The sequence below is a fragment of the Nostoc sp. 2RC genome, assembly GCF_014222165.1.
Lineage (GTDB): Bacteria > Cyanobacteriota > Cyanobacteriia > Cyanobacteriales > Nostocaceae > Nostoc > Nostoc linckia.
In genome coordinates this window covers 18,246-43,535 of record NZ_JACKZU010000016.1, presented here as the reverse complement: position 1 = coordinate 43,535, position 25,290 = coordinate 18,246, and the positions used below count along the sequence as shown (strand labels likewise).

The 25,290-nt window shown below is 47.9% G+C and carries 2 protein-coding genes and 1 pseudogene; all 3 read right to left on the bottom strand.

The window, feature by feature from the left end; genetic code table 11:
• On the bottom strand, positions 1-1,338 hold a 1,338-nt coding region (locus GNE10_RS03750; RefSeq protein WP_185563712.1), incomplete at its 3' end, for a type I polyketide synthase.
• 4 nt (positions 1,339-1,342) lie between these two features.
• Positions 1,343-18,532 carry an amino acid adenylation domain-containing protein gene (locus tag GNE10_RS03745; RefSeq protein ID WP_397324696.1) on the bottom strand — a complete coding sequence of 5,730 codons (17,190 nt, stop codon included), beginning with the start codon at positions 18,530-18,532 and terminating at the stop codon, positions 1,343-1,345.
• Between the two features lie 12 nt (positions 18,533-18,544).
• A pseudogene (locus GNE10_RS36465) lies at positions 18,545-25,279 on the bottom strand (amino acid adenylation domain-containing protein); the annotation flags it as partial.
• Between the last annotated feature and the right edge of the window lie 11 nt (positions 25,280-25,290).

Below are 25,290 nucleotides of genomic sequence, written 5' to 3'. Positions count from 1 at the left end.
CCCAAAAACAGGTGCTTCCTCTATAATTACATGAGCATTAGTACCTCCCATACCAAAAGAACTAACCCCAGCCCTGCGAGGAATGTTATTGGTTTTCCATTCACTAAGAGTTGTATTGACGTAAAAAGGACTATTAGCGAAATCAATTTTGGGATTGGGTATCGAGAAGTTCAAACTAGGAGGCAGCAATTTGTGTTGTAGCGCCATTACACTTTTAATCAGACCTGTGACACCTGCTGCTGCATTCAAATGTCCAACATTTGTTTTCACCGAACCAATGGCACAAAAGCCTTTTTTATCGGTACTTTGAGCAAAAGCTTGGGTTAAAGCGGCGATTTCAATCGGATCTCCTAAAGGCGTGCCAGTTCCGTGGGCTTCGATATAGGAAATTGTCTCGGCATCTACTCCAGCCACAGCTTGAGCCTCAGCAATTACTGACGCTTGACCGTTGATGCTGGGAGCAGTGTAACCCACTTTTAAAGCACCATCATTATTGATAGCTGAACCTTTAATAATTGCCTGGATGCAATCTCCATCAGCTAGAGCTTCGTTTAACCTTTTCAAGACAACAATTCCGACACCGCTACCGCCAATAGTTCCCTGTGCATTGGCATCAAAAGCACGGCAGTGTCCATCGGGGGATAAAATCATGCCCTCTTGATACAAATAACCCGTGTTTTCCAGAAAGCTGAGAGAAACTCCCCCAGCCAAAGCCATGTCACATTCCCCGTTGAGCAAACTTTGGCAAGCAAAGTGAACAGCAGCTAAAGAAGTAGAACAGGCCGTTTGCACATTCACCGCCGGCCCTGTCAAATTGAGTTTATAAGCCACCCGCATCGGCAAAAAATCTTTGTCGCTGGAGATTAGTAATTGCAAAGGATCGATGGTCTCTAAAAGTTCGCGGTTTGGAGTTAGATTGTTGAGTAAATAACTATTCAGACCCAGACCCGCATAAACACCAATCAAACCCTTGTAAGTTTGGGAATTGTAACCAGCCTGTTCTAAAGCTGTCCATGCCGATTCTAAGAATAGGCGCTGTTGGGGATCGATGATCTCAGCTTCTCTAGCACTATAACCAAAGAAATTCGCATCAAATAGCTCGAAGTCTGAGAGAACAGCATTAGCTTTTACATAGTTTGGGTTACTCAACCAATGTGGATCGACGCCAGCCTTTAACAATTCATCGTCTGTAAACCAAGTAATAGATTCTACCCCAAGAGATAGATTCTGCCAAAATTCATCAATATCTTTGGCTCCTGGAAACCGACCTGTCATTGCAATAACGGCTATTTCATAATTGTTAAATTCTTCATTGTTGTTGACGTTATCCATTGCCATATTTTCACTCTTGATTACGAGAACGGTGCTGTCGCCTGAGTTCTAATTGTCGGTTTTTTAAAGCTTTGATATCACTGTGAATTTGGTTGCGGGGATTATTTTTTTCGGATGTATCTTGTTGAGGTAACTTCCCGCTTAAGTATTGACTTAAAGTCTGGATAGTTGGGTACTTAAACATATCAAGTATTGACAGTTCCGAACTCAATGCTGTTTGCAATTGTTGATTAATTTGGACTAGAAGTAACGAATGGCCTCCCAGTTCAAAAAAATTATCGCAAATCCCCACTTTTTCTACTTGCAGTGCCTTTTGCCAAACTTCAGCAATGATTTTTTCCACCTCTGTTTTTGGCATTACATAATTAGCTTCATCCAAAAGAGTTGGCTCTGGTTTGGGAAGGGCGCGACGGTCTACTTTTCCATTGGGGTTTACGGGTAGTGCTTTGAGGAACACAAAAGCAGAAGGCACCATATAATCTGGTAATTTCTGTTTGAGGAAGCTCCGTAACTCGCTAGTAATGGGGGGGTGAACTTGGGGGACAATGTAGGCGATTAGACGTTTAAAATTGGGATTGTCTGCTTCTGCAATCACCACAGTTGAGCGGACTTGTGGGTGTGTCTCTAATACAGCTTCGATTTCCCCAGGTTCGATGCGGAAGCCACGAATTTTAACTTGATTGTCGCGGCGACCGAGATATTCAATATTGCCATCGGGTAAGTAACGACCGACATCGCCCGTGGCGTAAATTCGTTCTCGAACAGAGCCTTCAGGCGGACTAACAAATGGATTGGTGACAAATTTGCGCTCAGTAAGTTCCGGGTTATTGAGATAGCCTTGGGCTAGACATTCACCACCGATAAAAATTTCGCCAGCGATGCCGATGGGCATGAGATTATAGTGTTCGTCCAAGATGTAAATGGCGACACCAGGAATAGGACATCCAATGGGAGGCAAGACCGACCAAGAGTTGACATCCTGCTCCAGAGTGAATGATGTGACAACATGACTTTCCGATGGCCCGTATTGATTTTGTAAAATGCATTGTGGCGCATTTTGAAACATCTGGGAAATTGCTGGGGTGATTCTGAGAGCTTCCCCAGCGATAATCACTTCGCGCAAGGTAGGCAAAGAACGTTTGGAAATCCGGAGTTGTTCGGCAAGACTGCTGAGAGCAACATAGGGAAGATACAAACGCTGAATCTGCCGATCTTCGATTAACTTAGCTAATTCAGCCGGGTTGGTACGCAGGTTTTCATCAATCAGTACCAGGCTACCTCCGCCGCCCAGAGTGGAGAATATCTCTTGAAATGAGACATCAAAATTCAGCGATGCGAATTGCAGGGTGCGGGGTGTTTGACATTCTCCGGCTTGAGAAATTTGCCACTGGATCAAATTCATCACGGCTCCATGTCCCATAGCTACCCCTTTGGGTTGTCCGGTAGAACCCGATGTATAAATGACATAAACCAGGGAGTTTGCAGGTAGTAGGGGAGAGGGCGGAATTTCTTGTGGTACTTCGCCCTGCTCTATGTACAAAATCGGCAGTTTTTGTTTCTCCGACCCCAACAGATTTATCAGTTGCTCGCGCAGCTTTTCCTCAGTCAAGATAACCATCGGCTCTGCATCTTCGATGACAAAGGTCAGACGTTGCTGCGGATAAGCCGGATCGAGCGGTAAGTAGGCAGCCCCCGCCTTCAGAACTGCAAGAATCGCCACTACCTGGGAAATGGAGCGTTCAGTGAATATACTCACAATCGTGCCAGGTAGAACACCCATGTCTCGCAGGCGGTTAGCTAATCCAGCAGATTGCCGATGTAATTCCGCATATGTGAGCGATCGCTGATTGTGGATCACTGCGACTGCTTCGGGTGTTTTCTGTGCTTGGATCTCAAATAGGTGGTGGACGCATTTCTGTAGGTCATCAGCTTTTTTGGGGACGCGATCGCCAATGCTGCATTTATTCAGCAGCTTTGTTTGTTCTTTGTTACTAAGTAACTCCAAGCTATGAATTGGTTGATTGGGGTTTTGGCAGACTGCTTTTACCAGGTTGCCAAAATGTTCTGCCAGCCGGATGATAGTAGCTTGCTCAAAAAGGTCTGTATTATACGCCATATTCACCAAGATTTCGTTGCATTGTTCAACGATTTCTAGGCGGAGTTCGATTTCCCCTGCTGGACTAGGCCCTGCTACTACCGAAACCCCTTCCAACTGATTTTGCAATGTTTGTTCTATTTCTGGTCTCCAGAAACTTTGCATTGCAAAGGAGGTTTGGAATACCGGAGAATGGGCTAGATCGCGAGAAATACAAAGTTCGGAAACCTGTTTGGGAAAGGGAAAGTACCCACGATCCAGTCCATCGGCTACCGTGATTTTGAGGCGCTGCAACAACTGAGCAAATGGCTCCTTGACGTTAATTTGCGTTCTAATGGGAACCATATTAATAAAGTAGCCCACGGTGTTGGCAAATCGCTCTTCAGGTCTGCCGGCACTTGCAACGCCAACAATAATGTCGTTTTGCAGCGTATATCGAGCCAGCAACGCCTGATAGATTCCCAGCAATAACACAAACAAGCTGACATTTTGATTCTTGGCCAAACACCGGAGCTGGTGGGTTGTATTGGACTCCAACTTACTGGAGATTGTCGTACCTGCATAGGTTTGGCTGGGGGGGCGCTCCCGGTCAAATGGCAACGCCAGCAGTGGCAGAGTACCGCTCAGTTGCTTCTGCCAATAGGATAGACTGGCTTTGCCTCGTTCGCTACAGATAAATGCTTGTTCCCAAGCAACGAAATCTGCATAGTCGGCGCTTTCTGGCGAAGCAATTGCCGGTTGGCTTTTTTTTGAGAACGCAGCGTAGGCGTGTAGGAAGTCGTGCAGCAGAATCGGCAAAGACGATCCGTCAACCACCAGATGATGAATCACAATTAGCAACTGGTGACGGTTCTGCGACTGGTGAAACAGATGAAGGCGAACAAGTCGATCGCTTTCGAGATTAAAAACTCGATGGGCGGCGGCTCTTAACTGCTCTTGTAACACTGCATCCGTTACAAAATTGCGATCGCCATCCTCGAAGAAAAACTCCGTGTGCGGATTAATGGTTTGGATGGGATTTCCTTTGTCGTCGGTGTGGAATTGCGATCGCAGGATCGGGTGACGCTCTAGTAGGAAGGATGCTGCTTGTTTGATGGCATTAACATTAACGAGTCCATCGAATTGTAGCGTTACAGGCACATTGTAAGCCGTCATGTCCGGAACCAACTGGTGCAACAGCCATAATCCGCGTTGTCCTTCAGACAGAGGGAAAGTCGATGCAACCACCTTGCTGGTTGTTTCTGGCTGGGAAACTGACTTTGTTTCAGGTGTCACGTTCAGAGCGATCGCTGCTTGCTTTTGCTCAATTAATCGGCACAGAGCTTCCACGGTTCCATAGTCTGCTAGTTCGCGATGCCCGATGTCCACGTGGAGACGTTTTTGTAGCCGCCGTACGATTTCCATACTGCGAATCGAATCAACGCCTAGTTGCCACAGCGATAGGTGCGGTGTAATTTCACTTTCGCTCAGGCCAATGGATTTAGCTACAATTGCGGTGACAATTTCCTGCACGCTGCAACTTGCGTCGTTTGGGTTGGAATTGCCCTGTGCGATCGCCCCGTTAAACTTCGCTTCATTAGACTTTTTGCATAAGTCGGGAAAAGGGGAAGGGGGAAAGGGTAAAGGTTTTGTATTGTCCCCTTCCCCGGTTGGTGAGCTTGTCGAACCATTAACCTTTTCCCTTTTCCCAACTCTTGCAAAAGTGTTTTTTGCAAGAGATATATTTGAATTAATACTGCTGGCAACTTCCCAGAAACACCGTTTCTCAAATGGATAAGTGGGCAAAGAAATTCTCTGAACCTGTTTCTCTTCCCAAAGCGACACCCAAGGAATCTTGCCACCCTGAACCCAGAACTGGGCAAGTTTTTGGTAGTTCCGTTGTTCGAGGAATAGCTGTAACACCATTGCGTCGGCACCACCAGCCAGTAGCGTTTGCCATGAGTTGTCGGTTTCGCTAATATTTCCGACATAAACAGGAATACTACTTGACAAATTACCTTTAGTATGGATCAGAAGATGAGTTAGGCCACTCCTCAACTCCTCGATGCTGTTGACAACCAGTGCCGCTCTCGATGCCATTGCTTCGCGCCCTACTTGGAGCGTGAAGGCAAGATCCGCCAAGGAAACGTCTCGATTGCGATGGAGAAACTCGACCAATTGAGATATTTGAGCTTGCCGACGCTCGTCGTTCTTCGCAGATAAAATGATGATTTGGGGCGAATCCTGAGCAAGTTTCAGAGTCTCTTCACTTGGCTGTGGCTGATATTCTTCAACAATCAAATGAGCATTGACACCACCAGATCCGAGGGCAGTAATGCCCGCTCGTCTAGGCAAACAGATGCCATCAATGGTCAACGGCGACCAAGGCTCAAGTTCTGTCTGCAACTGAAAGGGAAGTGAGGCAAAATCGATATCTGGATTTAGCGGTGTAACCACTTTTGTCGGACAAAGTTTTCTGTGTTTTAGCTGTAGCACGACCTTCATAAACTGCGCCATTCCCGAAACGGACTCGCCATGTCCAATGCTCGATTTGAGCGATCCCAGTCGGTAACATTGCCAACGATCTTCACTGCGATCGCCAAACACTTTTTTCAGTGCATTCAACTCCAGGGAGTCTGCCATCTCCAATCCCATTGCTGCTGATTCGATATAACCCACTGACCTGGGATCGATACCACCGCGATCGAGCGCCTGACTAATAACCTCAGCTTGGCGAAGCGGGTTTGGGGCCCCGTAAGCGTTGGCTCGACCGCTATGATTGACGGCACTGCTGCGAATAACCGCCACAATAGAATCGTTGTCCCGACGTGCATCCTCAAGACGCTTCAGGACAACAGCTCCTACACCTTCTCCGGGTACAAAGCCAGTTCCCCCTGCACCAAAGACTTTTGGCATCTTGGATTCAGCCAGCAAGCCGACCTCGCACAGATATTTATAATTCCTTGGATCGAGATACAGATTGACCGCGCCCACGATCGCCATTTGTAAGTCGCCGCGCCGCAGTCCTTCACAGGCTTGGTGCAACGCTACGAGGGCTGAGGAACACATGGTATCGACAGCTACACTTGCCCCTTGGAGATCCATTGCATGGGAGACGCGATTGACCATAGCGGCAAAAGAAGTATTAAATCCCACCTTGGTGACGGCTCCATAGACCCCTGTGCGTTCGCGCACCGCATCGTCGAGTCCTGAGGGGGAATATCCTGCATCTTCAAATGCACGCCAGCATTCCTGCAAAAATATCCTAGCCTGGGGATCCATTTGAGCCGCTTCTCGTGGCGATATATTAAAAAATAGCGGGTCAAAAGCGTCAAAGTCTTCTAGAAAAGCGCCCCATTTGCAGTAACTTTTTCCTTGTTCCCGTGCCATTTTTGGATCGGCTTCAAAGAAGCCATCCATGTTCCATCGGTTATCTGGCAAGTCAGTGATGCAATCTCTTCCCGATTGCAGGTTTTCCCAAAATTCTGTTAGGGTCTTAGCCTGGGGAAATCTACCGCTCATACCAATTACGGCGATGGCATCTGTGATTGAATCGCGCGACTGATGTAAGGCGATGGTCTTGGCTGCAAAATCTCTAGACGGCTGCTGCTTATTTGCAGTGCTTTCTGGGATGGCTGCTTTCGGCGCAGGATGGTCTTGCAATTTTAACAGCTTCGCAAAGTTTGTTTGTTGAGTTTCGGCGAAATGGTTGACTAAGGCATCAATGGTTGATGCTTCAAAAAGCAATCCTGGTTTCACACCTTCAAAGTGTTTGTTGAGCGCATTGGTCAACTGAGCGATGATTATGGAATCAACACCATAAACGGCGAGGGGTTCTGATGAATCGATTCGGTTTCCATCCATCATCAAAACCTCACCGATCAGTTGTTTAAAGTAAGTCGTCCCCTGTTCCTTCAATTCCTTCAGTGCAGATGCAGCAATACGGTTCGCATCGGCACTATGAACTTTCCTTGTGGTCTGGGAAAAGGTTAAAGGGTAATGGGTAAAGGATGTATTTAAAATCTTTCCCCTTTCCCCTTTCCCCTTTCCCAGAACCGTATTGGCAGATGCAGCGCCTTCCTTGTTAAGTGGTTGCTGTTTTGCGTCAGGTACGGAAAAAATCGATTCTGGCTGGCGAACAACACCGTCACTCACAGCGACAATCACCTGTTGTCCCAACGAATTTGCCAAAGGTGCTGGGTAAGCGATCGCTTGGAAACCCTCTTGCTGGAGGACTCGTTTCCAGTCTTCTGCTAGCAAAAATGGCGATCCAGGTACTCGTAACTCTGAATCTTCAGCTAACCACCATCCTGCCAATAAACCGAAAGTGAGGTGGGAGATTAATGAAGTTTGGGTAATTTCATTCAGGAAAATCACGCCTCCTCCGCGCAAGGCGGCTTTAGCGTTACGTAGAGACCGGCGAATATTGGCTGTTGCATGGATACAGTTAGTGGCAATAACTAAATCAAAAGAGCCGATTGCAATGCCCTGCTTTGATAAAGGCTGGTTAACGTCAAACAATTGTGTCCGCAAAAACGGATACTTAGATGCCAAGTGTTTTTCTGCGCGCACCAGAAATGCTGGGGAAATGTCTGTATAAAGATATTCGCCAACCAGATTGCCAAAAGGTTCGAGATGGTGTAATACAGTTGTTGTTGTTGCTCCTGTGCCAGCGCCAATTTCCAGAATTCGTATAGGTGTCAATCCATCCACCAGGCAGCGTTCCTGTAGGTAGCTAACTACAGTTTGGGCAAGCAGTTCGTTGAAATACGTGGCGATGGCATTTTTTTCATAGATTCCTTCTACCAGTGACATGGAACCATTGGGGAACATGATATCTGTTGCTCGCTTTTGTGCCTTGAGAATGGCTGGAAGTTCGCGCATACAGACATCCACCAGCGTGACGATTGACTGGATGTGAGGCATACTGTCCCAATCAATTTTCTGGCGATTCCATTCGTCCCAGATATCAGCGAGATTCCCTTGGACACCATCGGGGATGAGGGCGATGGCCAGCCGACGACTTTCTTGCAACCAAAGTTGATAGAATTCTGGCAGAGCGGGTGACAGAGTGGCGCGTGGATGTAGCAAGTCAAGGCTTGTTAGTGTACCATGCAGCAATTTCACCAGCAAAGTTTCTATGGCTGCAATCGGTTCTAGATATTGCTTTGCTATGGCTGCAACGCCATCGGAATGCCGGGGAATTTGCTTGAGTGCCGATTCAAAAAAAGAAGGATTGACTGAGGGATAAATATCAAGCCACTCGTCGTCCTTGACCAAATCAAGTCTGTCTAAACGAGTGGTTTTTAAAAGAGCAATTTGATGCAGAGGGTTCACCAGAAAGGCTTCTAGCGCTTCTAAACCCTGTGGCGGTGCGATCGGCTCAATGCCACACTGTTTCATGCGGATTTTTGTAGCGTCAGGGATGGTGTTACCAGTGCCGACGTTCCAGTAACCCCAATTTATCACCTTTACAGGGAATGGCAGACAACGGTTCAACTCGATTGCCAAAGAGTCCTTGAACGCGCAGCCTGCGGCATAACCACTCATGCCCCCACCCCTAGTCAAAGAAATAATAGAGGAAAAAAATAGCATGAAATCTAATGGCTCGTGTTTAAACACGCTTGCCATATTCACACTAACATCGATCTTGGATGACAAAATTGAGCAAAATCGGTTCTCGTCCATTTCACTGAGGCTTTGGTCGAATTGCCCAACAGCCGAATGAATGACACCATGTATCTGGGAGTAGCGAGATTTGATAGACTTGTAGGCTTGAGTCAGTGATTCTCGATTGGATGCGTCAGCCTGTAAATATTCTGGGGTCTGACCAATTTGTTTTAACGTGTCAATTTTTTGACGAATTTCATCGTCAATTTGCCGACGACCGATCCAAATGACTTTGGCATCGTAATTTTCCATAACGAAGCGCGACCAAGCACTGCCTATGCCACCCGCCCCGCCGATAATAACGTAGACACCACGGTTTTTATAAGCAGAATGAAACTCATCAGCTTGAGGGGTGGGAACGTTCCGCATTGGGATCGGAGTCTGTCGATACCATTCCCCGTCTCGCCAAGCAAAAATCTTGCCTGCGCTATGGTCGGGAAAATGTTCTAGATCCACAGATGCAAGCGATCGCCCTTTTTGCAGATCCAAAACGCGGACGTTCCAAGAAGGGAATTCTTTGGCAAGGACACCTGCAAAACCATGCACGGCGGAATGCACCGGATTTGACGACTCATCTTGATTAATAGCGGCAATCTGCGTCGTTATCAAAGTCAGAGCCAGATTTTTTGTAGCGTAGCCAGCCGAAAGCAGGGACTTGACGATGCGAAAGACTGCAAGTATGCCGTTCTCTTGTGCAGACAACACTGCACCATCATCTAGCAACGAACAATTATCTTCGGGAACGACAATGATAATGTGCTGCCAAGGCGAATCTGTCAACCTGCCTTTGAGAGATTCAATCCGCTCTTTTGCCATGTTGCCAAAATAAGATGCGTGATGGAAGCAAGTTCTCAGATCGTCTTTGAGTTTTGCATCTACACCAATAATCAGCGTTTGCTGTGTGCGATCGCTAAAAGGCTGGTTGGCTTTCAGGAAAGGTATTGCATCCCAGCACTGCACCAAGGCGTACAGCTTCCCTAAATCTGACTGCGCTGGCTTCAGCTCCTCCTCATCGCCATCAAGGGGGCAAATCCAATAACTTTCGCGGGCAAAAGCATAAGTAGGCAGACTTATTCGCTGGGGAAATCCCTTGGTGTAAAGTTTGCTCCAATCAACGGTTATACCTTTAGTCCAGCCATCAACTAAAGCGGCATATTCACAGTTATTTATCCAACCTGCCATCGCTTCAGACACATCCCTGTTTGCCAAAAGATTAGCCAGATATTCCTTGCCAGATTTGCTGTCTCCGTAGAACAATCCCGATTTGGTATCCGAATCCTTCCCAGCCATTTGCAGCTTATTTCTCAATTCGGCTATGGACTCGACCACAAAACCGAGACGTGTTTGCATCGCTTCTCGTCCGACTTGCAGCGTGTAGGACAGGTTTGCCAGGAAGTTTTCTTCGTCTTGGAGATTTTTAGACCAATTTTCTTCTAAGAATGCCAGCAAGTTGGCGACTTGACTTTTTAGGCACTCGTTGTTTTTGGCAGAAATGACGATTGGGAAGGGGCCGGAAAATTCATAGGCTTTTTCAGTACAACTACGGTATTCCTCAACAACAGCGTGTGCAAAAGCACCAGAAAACCCAAAGGAACTGACACCCGCTCGTCTAAGGCCTACGCTCTCCCAATCAGTCAGTTCGCGATTGATGTAAAGCGGTGAGCCTGCCAACTTCAAGTAAGGGTTGAGCTGCTGGAGATTGGCGAGAGGAGGGATTTGACGATGTTTGAGCTGTAGTATTACCTTAATTAGCCCGGTGATGCCAGCAGCACCTTCGGCGTGACCGATATTTGCTTTCACCGAGCCGATGGCGCAAAATCCGGTCTTACTGGTATACCGAGCAAATGCATTCTTGAGACTGTTGGTTTCGATGGGATCGCCAAGCTTGGTTCCAGTACCGTGAGCTTCTATATAGGTTAGTGTTTCGGGATCTATACCAGCATCTTCCCAGGCTTTAACAATTACGTTTTCCTCACCCGCGACGCTGGGCGCAGACAGAGAAGGCGTGTAGCCTCCGTGTGCAAAGGCAGATCCCTTGATGACTGCGTGGATGCGATCGCCATCTTTCTCTGCCTGCTCTAGGGGTTTGAGCAGTATACTAGCGATACATTCGGCTGGCACATAACCGTCGGCGGCAGCATCAAATGTATGACAATGCCCAGTTGGAGATAAGGCTCCTAGTTTGGAAAAATAGCGGTAGTGTAGCGACGAGAGTAACAGGTTAGCACCACCCACAAACGCCATTTCACATTCTTTGTTTCGCAGTGCTTGACAGGCGTAATGCAGCGCCACCAAAGACGAAGAGCAGGCTGTATTAATCACCATACTCGGCCCCTTAAAATCGAACCAGAAGGAAATCCGGTTGGCACTGATGCCACTTCGTCCCGTCCCGGTATAAATATCAAGGGGCAAACCCAACTCGACAATTTTCTCTGCGTAATCATCAAAACAGATGCCGGCAAAGACACCCGTGTGACTGCCACGCAACTGATTAACCACCCCAGCGTCTTCTGCTGCTGCATACATACTTTGCATTAGCAAGCGGTTCTGCGGATCCATCCATATCGCTTCTCGCGGGGAAATATTAAAAAAGGCGGCATCGAATTTGTCTGCATCTTTGATGAAACTGCCCCATTTGCAGTAGGTTTTGTCTTCAGAACCAGGATTTGGGTCGAACCAGGGACGATAATCCCAGCGATGGCGAGGCACTTCCCGGATTACATCTCTGCCGTCACGGATCAGTTGCCAAAATCCATCGAGATCCTCGCATTCGGCATAGGTAGCGTGCATACCGATGACTGCAATGTCGCCGTGCAGGTTTGCTGACAGCTTTTCGTGGCTCGATCTATCTGATTTTTCTGGAGTGGTGACGTGCTGCGTTTTCCTTTTACCAAGTAGTTGTAAAAAAGCAGCTGCATGGGAGTCTAGGAAAAAATTCGTCACTTCCATCAGGCTGGGATACTCAAAAAACAATGTGGCATTTATTTCTAGTCCAGTATCCTGTTCGATGCTGGCTGCCATCGCCACTAATTCGGTCGATCCCAAACCTAGCTGCATTAAATTGGTATTTACTTGCGTTTCGTCGATTGATATCTGCGCCGTGATGTTGATTTTGTCGATGAGATAACGCAGTACATCGGCAGCCAGATTTGTCTCAAGAATCGATGCGTCAATTGAATCTGATTTCGGTGATTCCGGTGAAGTTTGTTGAGGTTCTTTTCGTTCATGGAGAAGCTTTAACGAACAACCCCGCAAGCGGGCAACCACTAATGAGTTATCAGAAATAATATCTGCATCAAACAGAATCAGTTCGCCAGAATTCTTGATTAACCGAGTATATACCCAGCAACCATCGAGCGATCGCCAGTTGTCAACTTTGACACAATAAATTTCTTTAATACCAAACGGCAAGTAGTTACAATCGTTACCAATGGCATCTGCAAGCAAGGGGGCTGCGGCCAGGAAAGCGCTGTTGATCGCCAGAGGATGTAAAGCATAGGTATGGGACTCTTGACGGCTCTGTTCGGTCAAACAAACTCTGGCAATTATACCATCACTAGTGCGGAATAATTTTTCAATCGTCCTGAAACTAGACCCCAAACGAATTGCGGGAACAGTGTGGTAGATGGATTCCACATTGCTAATTGGAGTGCAAGACTCCAGCAGGCGTTCCACGTCCAAGTATTCCTCTTTGTACAAATCCGGTTGCAAGTGTCCTGTGGCCGCAGTTTGCGTCAATTGTTTCGAGGTGGTGCGGTATCTAGCGTCAAAACTCAATCCTGTTGGAATTTCTGAGGTGTGGATTTCAACGGTCACTGCTTCCCCTCGGTCAACAATTATCGGCTGAACAAAGGTGAGGCGTTTCAAACAAATAGCACGCTGGTGCGGAAACCGTTGGAAAAAGTCTGTTATCGCCAGACTGGCATGAGTAACTCCTAACAGAACTCGATCGCCCAATAATGTGTGGTCTTGGAGAAATGGTTCGTCGTAAAGATATGTTGCTGTCATTACCCTTGATGTCTGCGATACCGATGACTCAGCCGTTGCTTGGGTATCTTCCTGGGAATCATGGATGATGTAGGAAAACTCCTTGTCATGCTCAAATGCATATCCGGGTAACACCACACAGGATTTGCGATCGACGGGATTCAGCCGACTAAAATCAATGTCTGCACCAGCAGCCCAGTAACGCGCTAACCTGAAAAGGTCGCGATCGTCAATAGCGGATTGCAATTGAGCATCTTTTGGCATCGGCAAGTCTGCGCTGCCAAAAGATGTGTAGATACCCGAATTGCTAACATCCACATTGTGACGTGTTAACTGCTCGACTACATTGAGGGCTTGGTTGGTTGAGGATGCGATGGCGGCTAAACGATACTCCAGGTTGCAATCTCGTAACTGTAGAGCCGCAGCGAGATCCGCTACTGAAATCGCTGGATGTTCTCGCAAATAAGCATGAAGCCGTATTAAGTAACTCTGTAGTCCTTTGTAGGTAGCGGCAGCAAATACAAGTAAAGTTTCGCTCGTATCGGGTCTAAATGTGGTATTTGACGGTTGCTGTTGATATTCCTCCACGATTAGGTTGGCGTAAGAACCCCCTGCGCCAAAAGAGTTAATCAAGCTACGGCGCGGTAGGTCGCTATTGTGAGAATTTGACTGAGGAACCCAGGGAGACAATTGTTCCTGTAGGTAAAATGGTGAATTTTCGAGTTTAATCCGGGGATTTCTAGGCGTTGCGTTGATGGTGGGAACGAGGGTTTTGTGCTGGAACTGCAATAGTACCTTGGCGATTTGCGAAATGCCTGATGCGGCTTCCAAGTGGCCCAAGTTAGATTTAACCGAACCGATGGCACAGAAACCTGTCTTGTGAGTTAGCTTTGCAAAGGCATTCTTCAGGGCAATGATTTCGATTGGATCGCCGAGACTAGAGCCATTCGCCGCCGATTCAACATAGGTAATGGTCTCAATGTCGCACCCACTACGGGCGATAGAATCCAGCACCAGTTGAGTTTGTTGGGCTGGATCGGGAGCTGTAAATGCCTGTCGTCCGCCACTGTGATTCACAAAGCTGCTTTTAATGATGCCTGCGATGCGGTCGTTGTCTGCAATTGCCAAACTGAGTGGTTTCAGCAGCAACGCTGCTACACCTTCGCTGGGAATCATACCATCGCCGTCGCCAAGGCTTCTGCTGTGTTGTCCAGAACCAAGGAAGTTGGATCGCTCCAGGGATAGAAATTTTGAAGGTTCCAAAGTCAAATTGACACCACCAGCCAAGGCCATGGAACAACTGCCCTGTCGCAAGCTTTCACAAGCTAAATGGATTGCGGTCATGGAACTAGAGCAAGCGGTATTCAGCACCAAGCTAGGCCCGGTGAAATCAAAAAAATGTGACACCTGATTGGCAATTTGCCATTCCGTACCGTTGGAACTGAGGACGGCTTCATTTCTAGAAGGATTAGTCCAGGCATACTGACTGTACATTGAGCCGACAAAAACGCCGATGCCTTTTTTCTCCCTCAGCTGGAACTGTTTTAGAGCTGCCCGTGAATAGCCCGCAGCTTCCAAGGTTTCCCAGGTAATTTCTAGGAACAAACGCACCTCTGGGGGCATGGCCATCGCCCTTTCTTCGGAAATACCGAATAGTTGACGATCGAAACAGTAAACATCGTCGAGGAAGCCGCCGAAGTGCGATCGCCCCAAAGTCCCAAAATGCCGATCCTCTGATAAATTCCACCGCCGAAACCTATCCGCCTCAACAATGCAACTTCGTCCTGTTCTCAGAACTTCCCACAATTCATCTAAATTTTTAGCACCTGGATAACGGCCAGCAATGCCAACGATGGCAATGTCGTCCTGCACAAATCTACTTGCGTTTTGCTTGGCGTTCGCGGTATCCGACGCGATGGGGTTTTGGGCCGGTTGGGGAGAGACTTTAGGGGGTGGCGCATCTTTGCTGCTTGTTGGCTGAGTTTCGTCAATTCGAGTCGGGAAAGAGGCGGTTAAAAATTCCTGGCGATGGGCTAATAAATAGTCAACTAATTCGCGGGTGGTGCTGTATTCAAACAAGATGGTATTGGGCAGAGATCCAGTCACCTGTTCCAATTTTTGGATCAGCCCCACCTGTACAATTGAATCCACACCGTATTGCTCAAAGGGCGTATCGAGACGAATTTTGTTTGCTGGAGTCCGTGTTGCTTGTGATAAGGTGTGGCGAACAAATTCTGTAGTCTGCTCCTGCAATGACACAACACTATTTATTTGCACATTTGATGAATCATCGAGTTGCGTCTGGGGGAAAGATTCCGGCTCGATATGGGGCTTGCTCAACAAAGGTTGACGAATGACACCATTACTGGTAGCAACTACAATCTGATGGCCTAAATCATGGGCAAACTCCACCGGAAACTTGACGGTATCGAAACCTTCTTCTTGCAAAATTTGTTTCCAGGCATGAGAATTCAGGGCTGGGCCACCTGGGATACGTATTTCAGCATCTTCAAAACGCCACCAACCTTCCAGCAAGCCAAAAGTCAAATGAGAAAACAAAGAATTTCCACTGATCTCGTTGATAAAGATTTGCCCGCCTGCACGCATGGCGGCTTTGATGTTACGTACAGTCTGACGGATATTTTTAGTTGCGTGGAGGACATTCGTTGCTACTACAATGTCATAACTTCCAGGCTGAATTGACTGAATGGAAAGAGGCTGCTCGACATTAAAGCGATCGACCTTGAGAAATGGGTAGTCAATGGCGTAATGTTCCTGGGCATGGATGAGGAATGCCTGGGAAATATCGGTATAGCAGTATTCACTGATGCGATCGCTATCAGGCTGAAGCTTTTGCAGTAAACCAACGGTGGTTCCACCTGTTCCCGCACCAACTTCCAGGATGCGGATAGACCCGTTGCCTTTGTCTAAACTGTTGATAGCATCGACAACTGCATCGGCAATCACCTCGTTGAAAAAATCTGCAATCGGATTGCCTCGGTATAGCGGCTCGACTAGGCGCAGGGAAGATTCCGGAAAAATCACGTCTTGGGGAAGTTTTCTGCCGCTCAAGATATCTGGCAATGAGCGCAGACATCTCTCCACAAGTTCGATTTCTGCTGTCATGCTGGCGCTTCCTTCCCAGTCCAGCCGCGCTTTTTGCCAAGTTGTCCAAAGTTCTGCGAGGCTGCTGACATTTTGCTGAGGAATTAACAAGCCATTGTGTTGAAGCAGACGGATGCTCTCGTCAAGCCACTTTTGATAGTAAGTAAAAGTAAGCCGCCCCTGAGAAGAATTGAGAACTCCCATCTCGCTCAAATTGGCAAGTAACAAGTTTTGCAGCAGTGCGTCACGGGCATCTGTGCGATGGGTGCGAATTAATTGCAATTGCTGAGAATAACGTATTTCAGGCGTAACGTTCTCAACCACAGGATGAGCCTGACTGCGGGCAAAACCAATTACGGAAAGCACTTCATCTTCAATGACAAACTCAAGGGCTTGAGGTTTGAGCAGGTTGATGAATGCCAATTGATCGATTTGTCCTTGCAGCAGTCGATTTAGAGCCGCCATTGCCTGCTGTGATTCAATGGAGCCAATGCCGTTTTGCCGCATTCGTTCTCGATAGGTAGCGTCAGCCACAACACCAGTGTTGCCCCAATATCCCCAATTCATGACTTTCACCGACACAGCCCATTCTTTGCCAAGTTGTTGGGCGTAGGCATCCAGGAAGGTACACCCGGCGGCATAGTTGGCTTGTCCTGGGGATTCACCGAAGGAGATTAGGGAAGAGAAGAAGACAACGAAGTCCAACGGCTCGTGCTGGAAAACCTGAACTAAGCGAACGCTGGTTTCAGCCTTGGCCAGCAGTCCAGTTTGAAAACGGGCAATGGACATCTGCGCCAGACTTTGGTCTTGAAGCTCGATGGCACTGTGTACCACGCCATTGATACAACTGTAGCTTTGGCGAATTTCGTCGAGAGCTTTTGCTAAAGAGGCTTTGTTTCTAGCGTCCGCTTGAATATAGAGTGGTTTGGAACCGAATGCAGCTAGTTTCGCCTGTTTTTGGCGGATTTGATCGTCGAGTTCTCGCCGACCGATCCAGATTACTTGCGCTTGATAGTTCTCAATGATGTGCCGACTCCAAACTTCGCCAACACCGCCAGCACCACCGATGACCACGTATACTCCCTTTTGCTTATAAGCAGGAAAATCGTTGTTTTCAAAGGCGATGGGGATCAGCTTGTGGGTAAACCATTGTTTGTCTCGCCTCGCAATTAACGGAAAATCTGTGGTGTCATTGTTAGCAAATAACTCACCCAAAGATGGCAACTCGTCCCCGTCAATATCCAGTAACCGAACCCGCCAATGTGGATATTCACTCTTGAGGGTTGCAACTAAACCGTGAATGCTTGCTGTAGTTGGATTTGCAGTTTCAAATGGGCGAACCGCGACACTCTGACTCGTCACAACAGTTAACGCTAAGGTTTTTTTCCCGTAACCGCTCTCAAAAAGCGATTTGAGCAAGCGAAACAACTGAAGAACGCCAGACTCCTGCTCATCGACAAGGCGATCGTCATCTAAGGCATATTTAATCGGTACCGGAGCCAGCCAAAGTAAGCGGTGTATCGATCCTAGCAATTCGAGTTGCTTGGAGAATTCCTCAACGGATTGCGGTTTTGCCGAGTCAACCACCACGGCGGCGCGATCGAGTTCGGCAATCTGGTTTTTCCAAGTTTGGTTTGCACCAAAAACTACTGTGGGGCTGTCTTTTGATTGCTCTGCTTGAGGTGCGATCGCCACAGGTTCCCAAACTGGTTTCAAGGTGACAGAACCCAATCCTGGCGGTATGTCGTGACTTTTCAAAGGCTTTGGTTGAAGTTGAGTGACTGCTCCATCAAAGTTCTGCTGGGGAATTTCGCGGGCCACAAAGCCCTTGATCCGCACTGCAACCTTACCGTCGTCAGTACACAAATCGATGTCTATGGGTTGAATGGAGCTGTGTTTTTTGGTTTGGGGCGCAAAACGAACCCAAGCCCACATCAAGGCAGCACAGGAATCGTATACTTCTATCTGTTCCAAGGACGATGGCAACGCCAACCGCAGCGATTCTGGGGAATTGGTCTGTAGCAATAAGCCAACGCAGGACTGCAACCCAGCATCCAACAAACTGGGGTGCAAGACATATCGAGACTGCTCTTGAGCGACAGCATCAGGAATCACTAACTTTGCTAATACCTGTGGATTTGAAGCTTTGCCTGCGGACAGGAACAAAGTATCAATGGCGTGGTGGGCAGGCCCGTAATCCAGTCCTAATGTGCGAAAAATCTCATAACATTCTGCTGATGAAAGTTGCCGGTCTTGTATTTGTTGCTGTAGTTCCACTAAGTTGAGAACAGGAGCGGTATGAAAACGCACTGCTACGTCACCGTGGCAGTGAAGCAAAGTTTTGCCTTTGAAGGTGCTGCCCATCTCGAAGCGCGTTTGGTTCAGCGTCCCGTCCAAAAATTTCAATTCTAGGGCTGTTGGCGATTCGTCAACAAAGAAAGGTTGCACCCAAGCAACATCACTCAGTACAATTACTGGTTTACTGTCATTGACTGGATACTCTAGCTTTGGCAGCGAATGGCTGATACTTTGCCAGAAAGCGCGGCGAACCATTTCTAGGTACACCACAGCAGGCAATACTTTTCTCCCAGAACCATTGTGTCGGATTTGGTGATCTGCTAGAAAAAATTCATCCCCGGTGAACTCGTAGCTGTAATTTTGCGCCGATACCGAAACATTTTTGTGCTGCAACCCATCGATCGCCTGGCTTGGTGTAACTGTCGAAAAGCTGACAGAGGAAAAATTAGGGGTCGGCCAATAATATTCTGGTGCAAAAGGGTATGTGGGGGCGCTAATTCGGGACGGCAAGCGATCGCAGTACAATTGACTCCAATCCACCTGCACCCCTTGAATCCATACCTGCGCTAACTTGGCTAAATTCCGTTTTACTAGCCACTGCGCCAATAATCCTTGCATGTCCTCATCATCTGCAAACAGTTTGAGAATCTGATTCTCCCTAGATGGCGAACCGAAATAGCAACCCTCAAAAGTTTGCCAGTGATTAGCAAATCTGCAAAGTTTAGCGATGGATTCTTCAACGCTACTGACAATGAAGGCCACACGGCTCTCCATCGGCTGGCGACCGCATTGCAAGGTGTAGGCAAGATTTATTAACCACTCGGTTTCGCTGGAATCGTTGGGTTTGCCAATGCCCTGTTCTAAATAATTAATCAGTGATTCGACGTATTCTTTAAGACGATCGTCTTTCCTGGCCGACAGCACAATCAAAACCGGAGTATTGAGTTTCTCTGGCAATAACTTGGGACTTGGCAAATATTCTTCTAGAATCGCGTGGGTATTGGTTCCACCAATGCCGAAGGCGCTCAAAGCCGCGCGACGGGGCCAGGGTGCTGCCTCCCATTCACGCAGACGATCCACCACAAAAAAGGGCGATCGCTCAAAATCAATGGCGGGATTTGGTTGGCTAAAATTGATTGACGGCGGAATCTTTTTGTGATACAAACTCATCGCCACTTTAATACATCCTGCCAGCCCTGCCCCTGTATCCAAGTGCCCAATATTGGGCTTTACCGAACCGATGGCGCAATACTGTTTTTGGTTGGTATATTTTTGATAGCTGTCGCACAGCGCCTGAATCTCGATCGGATCGCCTAGCTTAGTACCAGTGCCGTGGGCTTCGACATAGCCAATGGTCTCTGCCCCAATACCTGTAGAAGTCAGTGCCATACTAATCGCCTGGGACTGACCGCGCACGCTGGGCGCGAAGAAGCCAGCTTTGTCTCTGCCATCGTTATTGATACCGATACCTTGGATCAGGGCATAAATGCGATCGCCGTCGGCAATGGCTAAAGGAGCTTTTTTCACTAATAACACCGCTACCCCTTCACCTGGAACCAGTCCATCAGCCGCCGCATCGAAGGTTCGGCAGTGACCATCACGGGATAAATTCAAACCCGGACGATGCACATATCCCATCTCGGAATGAGGCAACAACGTTGATGCGCCCACTAATGCGTAATCGCACTGACCCAGGCTGAGGCTTTGATAAGCGGCACTAAGGGCTGCCAACGATGAAGAACAGTTCGTATGCACAAATACGCTAGGCCCAATCAAGCCTAGCTGATAAGAAATCGTGGTGGGAATCGTGCCACTCTGACTCAACATCCAAGCGGTGTATTCGTCCGTGGCTTCGATAATTCCAGCTTTGTCAACTAAGGTGTTGTAACCACTGTTGCTGGCGGAGATAAACACGCCAGTACGAGGGATGTCGCTTGACACATATCCCGCATCTTCCACCGCCCGCCAAGCGTGCATCAGCAGCAAACGGAATTGTGGATCCATGAATAGGGCGTTGCGTGGCGAGATGTTGAAGAATTCGGGATCGAAATTACCTTTACCTTCAATCGTTCGCTGGACTCCCACAAAATAGGGATTGCGGATCGAGTCTTCTGAAACACCAGCTTGGCGTAGTTCTTCCTCAGAAAAGAATTTCCCGCTTTCCTTGCCAGCACAGATGTTTTGCCAGAACTGATAATGATTTGGGGCGTCGGGAAAGTGACAAGAGATACCAATGATGGCCAGACTATCTTGCAGTGCTGCGTTTTTGCCGTTACCCAAGGCTAGCGCTACTCGGTCTTGCCCGTCTTCATCGGACGCAGACATGAAATTTTGTAACGGAGTTTCTCCCAGATTTTCAGCCTGTTTGTCTCCTAAATAAGCGGCAATATCTCGGATTGTTGAATACTTGAACAAGGATGTCACCGAAAACTCTCGATTAAATCTTCGCGCTATCCGATCCGCCAAAATCACAGACAAAACTGAATCGCCACCAGCAGCAAAGAATCCGTCATTAATGCTAATATCGGTGACATTTAGCACATTCTTCCAAATATCTGCCAAAATAGCCTCAGTTTCAGTTTTGGCATTTACTTTCTCTGTTTTACGTTGGATCGCAACCTCTCGGTTGGCGAGGGATTTTCGATCGACCTTGCCGTTGGCAGTTAGAGGTATGCGATCCAGTGAGATGAATGCTGTGGGAATCGCGTAATCGGGGAGACGCTGCTTGAGATGGGTGATGAAATCGAAGTTTTGTGGCAAGTTGTTTTCGTCGCTTTGCCTGGGAACGTAATAGCCGATGAGACTCTGGACTTTCTGGCGTTCCTTTGCTACAACCGCACATTCCCCTACTGCGGGATGGCGACTCAGTTCGCGTTCGACTTCTTCCAGTTCGATGCGGAATCCACGAATCTTCACTTGAAGATCCAACCGACCCAAATGCTGGAGGTTGCCGTTGGGTAGCCAACGGCACAAATCCCCCGTGCGATACAACTTGCTGCCGTGATTCGCCTCTAGGGGATGATCGATAAATTTTTGGGCGGTAAGTTCCGGCTGGTTCCAATACCCCCGCGCCAAACCCGCGCCAGCGATGCAAAGTTCGCCGGGGACACCCATCAAAGCCAGTTGGTCGTGGGCATCCAGGATATAGACACGGGTATTGGCGAGTGGTTTACCAATGGTGACTGAATCACCGGGTCGGATCTTCGCAAGCATCGACCAGATTGTGGTTTCAGTGGGGCCGTAAAGATTCCAGACTTCGCAGCCGATGGAGGCAAACATCGATCGCAGGGAATCGTTTAGCATCTCGCCACCACAGAGAATTTTTAAGTTCTCGTCATTTTTCCATCCTGACTGGAGCAACATAGTCCAAAAGGATGGTGTAGCTTGCATAATAGTCGGTTTCCATCGCCGGATTTGTGCCTTAATCACCTCAACATCTTTGAGTTGATGGCGATCGCATATAAGGCAACGCCCACCCTGAATTAGGGGGAGAAACAGTTCCAGCGCGGCGATGTCAAAACTGTAGGTTGTAACTGCCAGAAAATCCGCCACCAACTGTTTGCCGATTTGGTCTGCCATCGCATAGAGAAAGTTGGTCAGCGCCCGATGTTCGATGGCGACTCCCTTTGGTTTACCAGTGCTTCCCGATGTATAAATTACATAGGCGAGATTTCCCAGACCTGCCAAACATTTTAGAGGCTCTATTGATTCCGCAGCCTGTTGGATTTCCTTCCATTGCTTATCCAGGTTAATGTACTGTGCGTCGATGAAACCGATTCGATTGTTTAGCCACGACTGGGTAACGAGGAATGACGCACCGCAGTCACGTAACATATAAGTCAAACGTTCTTTGGGAAATTGCGGATCTAAAGGCACATAAGCACCGCCAGCCTTCATAATCCCCAGCAAGGCCACCATCATATCAAGCGATCGCTCGACGCAAACCGCAACCAAGGTTTCCGGCTGGACTCCTTGTTGCTGTAGGTATTTGGCTAAAGCTGTACTTTTGCGATTCAGTTCTTCATAAGATAAAGTCCCCTCACCACAAGCCACCGCCACAGCATTGGGAGTTCTCTCCACTTGAGCTTCAAACAGTTGGTGAACGCAATTGCTGGGATATTCCACGGAAGTTGCATTCAAATCCCACTGAATCAACCGTCGTTGTGCCTCGTCCATCATTTCGTACTTGTGTACCAAGGCATTCGGATTTGAAATTGCCGCTTGAGTCAACTGCAAATAATGACCGAGCATCTGTTGAATCGTTGTGCCGTCATATAAGCTCGGATTATATTTAAAACTAACTCGATAACCATTTGCGGCTTCAAATACCTCCAATACCAGCTCGTATTCACCTTCCTGGTGGATGTCGAAGTTAATTTCTAAATCGAAAAGGTCGCCATAGGAACTGCATAAGTGTTGCAAATCGCTGGGTGCAAGACCGTTTTGATACTCAAACGCCACTTGAAATACGGGGGCGGCCATGGCATTGGGGAGAATGCCGATATCTCGCACAACAGTTGTAAAAGGAACCGTGGCGTGGTCAAGACCATCGGACATGGTGTACTTGAGATGTTCCAGAAAAGTTGCGAATGTCTGGTGACTGAAGTTTTTGCTGCGGATGGCCACCATATTTATAAAATAACCAACCACCGAGGAAAATCGCTCTTGCGGTCGTCCCATACTTGGCATCCCAACGATGATGTCATCCAAGTTGGTATATCTATGTAACAGGATTTTGAACAGAGCCAGAAATATGGTAGAGGGGTTGACTCGTTGCGCTTTGCTAAAACTGCGGATTTGAGCCGCCAGGGACGATTCAATCGATGTCGAAATAACTGCGCCGGAAAACAGTTGTGCTTTTGACCGCGAGCGATCGCTGGGTAGTTCAAGTACTGGCAGGTTGCCGGAAAGTGTCTCCCGCCAATAGGAGCGATGTTTTTCCCAAGCGCCAGACTCTAACATCCGCCGCTCCCAGAGAACGAAATCCTCATATGTTGTGGATATCGGCACAGCAAGGGGCGATTCTCCGTGCAGTAAGCGGCGATAAGCATCAAAAAGTGAATCAACCAATGGCAGGAAGGAGCCACCGTCAAACACAATATGATGTACGCAAATCAAAAGATAGGTTTGCGTCGAAGATTTTTGCAGCAGATCCACCCGGATTAAGGGGCCTTGCTCCAGATTGAAGGGCTGTTTTGACTTTTCTCTGAGTTTAGATAGGATGCTTTGCTCATCAAAAACTGAAACATCTTCAGTATTGATGCCGATTTCAGTGTCCGGGGTTAGCCCTTGTGTGAGAATGCCGTCTTTTTCAAACAGGTGATAGCCGAGAACAGGATGCTGTTTGAGTAATGACTTCAGAGCCTTTGACAATATCGAAGTGTCGATGGTGTTGCGAATTTTAAGACACAAGGGAATATTGTAGGCAGTCATCAGTGGAAAGGACTTCTGTAACGCCCATAATCCTTTTTGGCCTTCCGAAAGCGGAAAATTTTCAACCTCTCGATTTTCAGGTTCACTCACCTGGGGATTAAAGTTCGGGCTGTTGGCCTCCAAATCGATTCTTTGACTCAGGTGTTTTGCTAGCGATCGGATTGTCGGATGCTGGAGCAAATCTCTACCTAAAACTTCGATGTCGAAAGTTTCTGACAGACTACGAATCACCCGCATTCCCACAAGAGAATCGATGCCATAATCTTGCAGATGCTTATTCTCGTCGATTTCATCTGGTGGTAGTTCAAGGAACTCCACTAGAATACAGGTGAGATATCGACGCAGGTTGTCTTCACTGGATTGCCCCACATCGATGGCAAACTCCTCCAAACCCGTCTTAGGCATTGCCGCCAGAGATGAAGAGTGCTGTATATCTTCATCGAGCCAATAGCGCTGTGTGTCAAAAGGATAACCAGGAAGTGGCACTCGGCAAGCGTCGGGATGTTCCGCCCATGAAATTGCACTGCCTTGCACCCACGCCGCCGCCATCCCTTGCATTCCGGCAAAACTTGAAGTATCTTGCTTTTGAGCAGAATTCACTGTGCCAATAAAGACATTGGGATTTTCTGTTTTCGTCGCAACGCCATTGACCCCTTCGATATAGAATTGCAGTGCAGCCCTCAATTGTTGGCGATCGCAAACGACCATCGCCATTCGATAGTCCATGTGTTCGCGCCCATTGTACAATGTGTGGGCAATGTCCTTTAAATCAGGGACTAAGGCAGTGGCGAGAAACTGGTCGAGTTCCCTGGCGAGGGCTGTTAATGATTTCTCGCTTTTCGCAGAAAGTACGATGAGAAACTCTTGAATAACGGGCAACGATTGAGTCGGGGAATGTTCTTTCTCTGACGGACGATACTCCTGAATTAAAATATGAGCATTGTTGCCGCTCATCCCAAAAGAATGCAGTCCGGCAAGGCGCGGCTTGTGCGTTTTGTTCCAAGGTAATGTCTCGCTGGCCAAAATACAGGGCTGATTGTCTGTGTCCAGTGCCATATCCGCCCCAGAAAAGCCAAGAATCTTGTGAATCCGCTCAGTTTCCAAACTGCGGAGGATCTTCAGCAGCGCCCCCAAAGCAGATGTCGATTCCATGTGCCCAATTAAAGGCTTGAGCGTACTAATTCGACAAAAGTGGAGATCCAAAGTCACGCCTCTAGCTTTGGCTAGCGATCGCAACGCCCGATTAAAGGCTTCCCACTCCGCCAAATCGGAAAGACGATTTCCCATGCCCTGAGCTTCGATATAGCTGACATCACGCGGGTCAATACCAGCTTCTTGATAGCATCGCTCGATCAACTCTACATGACTCTCTATGTTCGGAGAAGCACTCG

What these genes read in the sequence shown, in the direction of transcription:
- GNE10_RS03745 (WP_397324696.1), bottom strand. Translation starts at nt 18,532, where the DNA reads ATGGGCAGCACCTTCAAAGGCAAAACTTTGCTTCACTGCCACGGTGAC.